This window comes from Pseudomonadota bacterium (assembly GCA_030775045.1).
Taxonomy (GTDB): domain Bacteria; phylum Pseudomonadota; class Alphaproteobacteria; order JALYJY01; family JALYJY01; genus JALYJY01.
Map to the genome: position 1 here is coordinate 1 of JALYJY010000126.1, position 3,750 is coordinate 3,750.

Sequence of the window (3,750 nt, forward strand, 5' to 3'; positions counted from 1 at the left end):
GTCCCGGATTATGAACCCTGACACCTCGATCAGAATAACCGTACACTAATATAGTGTGAGCAACGTAACCAGGGTCTGCCTGCAGTATCCTCTGATTTATGTATGGAATTATATAAAACCCCTCATTTATGAGATTCACAATATCGTTTTTTGTCGGCACACGGCAGGCAATCTTTTTCTTCTTGCTTGACAGAAACCCCTCTATTCCTTTGATTCCTTGATCCATATCAGAATTCTTTATTTGATCATCAGCAGCTTCTTCGCCGAAGTATTCATACATATATGAGTTTTTCTCTTTTACCAGGCGCTCAAGATTAAATGTGGATATGAACTCCACATCAAAACCATTACGTGCCATATAGGCCAGCATTCCATATTCCCACGAATACTGTCCCTCTTTGCGGCCAATAATATCACCAAGCTCCTGAAACGAAGGTACCTTTATTCCTGTTTTGGTTCTAAAGACCATCTGACTGCATGCAAGGAAGCAGCTTACGCCATCCACATCGTTTTCAACCAATCCAGGATTAGTATTAATAACCTCTTTCATTCTGCCCTCCCCATGCTTTGTAGTTTGTTTAATCTTACACCTGCGCAACAGACTTAAGAATACTCTCCCATTCCGTTAATGTCCCGAACATTAAACAATCTGTTCCATGGAAAACATATGCATGCACAGAGCAACAGGCGAACCTGCCCCGTTGCGGATCAGCCGCCTGTACCCTGCTTCATCCGGGCCCGCTGGTCCGCGATGACTTTTTTCAGGTCATCCAGGGGCAGGGCGCCGCTGATGATCTGGTTTCCCACAATAAATCCCGGCGTACCCATGATGGTCATCTGCGGGGCCAGTGAGCGGTTCCGGTCAATTTCCGCAGCGACGTCAGGGGACTCCATGTCCCTTTCCAGCTTCGGCACATCCAGCCCTACATTGCGGGCGACAGTCCTGATTTTCTCGGCATCCACAGGGCCCTTCTCGCTCATCAGGGCCGTGTGGAATTCCTGGTATTTCCCCTGCCTGTGCGCTGCCAGGGCAGCCTTTGCGGCGTGGCGGGAGTTTTCCCCCAGAACAGGGAATTCCTTGAACACAAAACGTACCTGCGGATCGTCTTTCAGAAGCTGGCGGATCCCGGGGGCCACAGCCTTGCAGTAGCCGCACTGATAGTCGAAATACTCCACAACTGTAATGTCGCCATCAGGGTTACCGGCCACCGGGCTGGCGGGATTGTGCGTAATATCCTTGTAGTTTTCCGTCAGGACCTTGCGGGCCTGCTCTACCCTGGCCTGGTCCTTCACTTCCTGGGCCTTTTCCAGGGCGTTGGTGATGGCTTCAGGATTTTCCTGGATATACTGCTCGATCAGTTTCTGGATGTTTTCGGTCTGGGTTTTATTGAAAGGCGCCGCCGGGCTGTCCTGCGCCGCAAGGGCCATGGAAGAAGACAGGACAACGCTGCACAGAAAAAGAGAAAACAGCCTGACAGAAAAAGACATCTGGAACTCCCTGGAAAGAAAGGTTTCTACAATCGCCCCTTGTTCCGGAAAAAACAAGGTCAGTCATCATCCTTCTTTGTATCCTTCGTATCCACAACAGCCCGTATGTCCTGGATCCGGATCCAGGCCGGCGACCCCGCGGGCAGAAGCTTTTCGGCCCGCTCGGCACGGGCCTTTGCCTCGGGGATCTTTCCCCGCGCCAGCGCCTCTTCCGCCAGAGCGTACGCTGTGAGGCCTTCCTGTTTCTCCTGCCCCCATACCGTGGCCAGCAGGCGCCAGGTGAAAGGATTACGCCGCTCCAGCCGCGTCGATTCCTGCAGGTTCCGGACAGCCTCGTCCCGCAGGGTCTTGTCCCCGGACTCGACCAGCACGTGCCCTATGGCGGTGCGCAAAAGTGCCGAGGATGGCTGGTATTTCACCGCCAGCCGGTAGGGGGCGATGGCCTCCTTCACCCGTCCGTTCTCGAACAGGATCTGGCCTTTCAGCTCGTGGAAAAAGGGATTTTGCGGCTCGTCCTTCAGAAGCCCCTGCAGCAGGGCCAGGGCCTCGTCCGCATGCCCTGTCCGGTACAGGGCGACAGCGCGGCCATAGCGGGCCGGGATGGCCGTGTCAGAAGTCTTGTACTTTTGCAGGGCAACCCGGGGATACGTCCAGCCCTGCAGCTTGGCCCGGATCCGCTCGAACATCCGGTCATATTTTTCCGGAAAGGGCTTGCCGGTCAGGGGAGAGGTTTCCACATGGTGCCGCAGGGCATCGATACGATCGCGGGTCAGGGGGTGGGTGCGCACAAACTCCACCTGGCGGTCTTCCGGCAACAGTTCCTGGTCACCCAGCTTTTCCATGAACCGCAACAGGCCCTCCGCGGAAAAACCGGCATGGTCCAGATAGGAAAGTCCCGCCTGGTCTGCGGATGATTCCTGGGTCCTGCTGAAGCTGAAAAAGGCCCGGCGGGCCAGCTCCTGCCCCCCTGCCATGACAGCGGCCCCGGCCCGGGTATCGCCCGAGGCGAATCCTGTGGCAACACCCAGAAGCAGGGCCAGGATGGCCTGGGCCGAGGCATTCTCGATGGCGTCCTTTGAACGGATCAGGTGCCCGCCGGCAATATGGCCGGTTTCGTGGGCCATGACGCCAACCAGTTCTCCCGCGTCATCGGCGGCCTGCAGCAGGCCGGTATGGATGTACATGTTCATCCCGCCGGCCACAAAGGCATTGAGGGAGCTGTCCTGGATCAGGGAGATGCTGACACTGTTGCTGTCGATACCGGCAGCCTCAAAAATCGGAGCGGCCATGGTACGGATAGCCTCTTCCGTCTCGGCATCGCGGATAAAGCTGATCTTCCTCTTCTGGGCCATGGCAGGTGTGCCAGCCACAAGAACAGCCAGAAAGGCAACCAGAAAAGCCCTGCAGGATCGGATCACGGCCTGTCCCGTTTCTGTTCAGCGGAAACAGCCTGAATATACAGGCAAATCGGGCAATACCAGGGCTGCATCCTGTCGACCCGCTTCAGGCAGAAGAACTCCGGGCCGTTGCCAGGCGTCAGTGAAGGACGCAACTGTGGTGACAGGATGGAGAGCCGGTTTTTGATCTGGTCGGCCTCTGGCTGTGCCTGCTTTTCCGGTTGTCTGGCGAGGAGGACGAGGCGCGAAGTGCGTTCCGTGGGCGACCCAGGTCTCCACCTCTGTCCGGAGTTCACTGTTTCCGTCCGTCATGACAGTCTGCTCCTGCCGGTGCGCCGGAATAACAGAAAGCGGGATATAGACACCCTGTTAACAGGCGGTTAAACGCTCAGGGTGCAGGGGCGTGGAATAAGTCCTGATCCGGGCAGCTGGCATAAACCCTGTAGCATCCGGCAAGGGCCGGCAGACGGGCAAATACCCCCCTCAGCCGCCTTGCCCTCTCTTTCGCAGCAATGCCGGGGGCCTTGAACCCGTCCAGAAATCCCCGCAGCAGGATATCGCACGGAATTACTTTCACCTATGGCGCAGAGGCCCGCTCCAGCGCGGCTGCAAAAAAGCCGTCCGTATGGTGCCGGGCGGGGGTGAGGCGCAGGTAAGGCCCCTGCCCTTCCAGACCCGGAACGGCAACCGGCACAGCGGCAAAATCAGGATGCTGCGCCAGGAACTGTTCAATCTGCTGTTCATTCTCCTCCCGCAGCAGGGAGCAGGTGGCGTAGACCAGCCGTCCGCCGGGTTTGACCAGCCGCGACGCGCTGTCCAGGATCTCCGCCTGGATTTTCAGAAGCTCGGTCAGTTCCGGCCCCAG

At 57.1% G+C, this 3,750-nt stretch carries 4 protein-coding genes; all 4 read right to left on the reverse strand.

Annotated elements, in window-relative coordinates:
- Window positions 1-550 (reverse strand): hypothetical protein (locus M3O22_08865; protein MDP9196852.1); only part of this gene is annotated, 550 nt, incomplete at its 3' end.
- Window positions 551-708: 158 nt separating this feature from the next.
- A complete protein-coding gene (locus M3O22_08870) occupies window positions 709-1,488 on the reverse strand; it encodes a DsbA family protein (protein ID MDP9196853.1) in 780 nt (259 codons plus the stop codon).
- Between the two features lie 59 nt (window positions 1,489-1,547).
- Window positions 1,548-2,906: a M48 family metalloprotease gene (locus tag M3O22_08875; GenBank protein MDP9196854.1), complete on the reverse strand. Its 1,359-nt coding sequence runs from the start codon at window positions 2,904-2,906 to the stop codon at window positions 1,548-1,550.
- 556 nt (window positions 2,907-3,462) lie between these two features.
- The coding region (locus M3O22_08880) for an rRNA cytosine-C5-methylase (GenBank protein ID MDP9196855.1) at window positions 3,463-3,750 on the reverse strand (288 nt) is incomplete at its 5' end.

Bases quoted from the DNA above. Each gene is read 5' to 3' on its own strand.
- M3O22_08870 (MDP9196853.1), bottom strand. From the start codon at position 1,488: ATGTCTTTTTCTGTCAGGCTGTTTTCTCTTTTTCTGTGCAGCGTTGTC.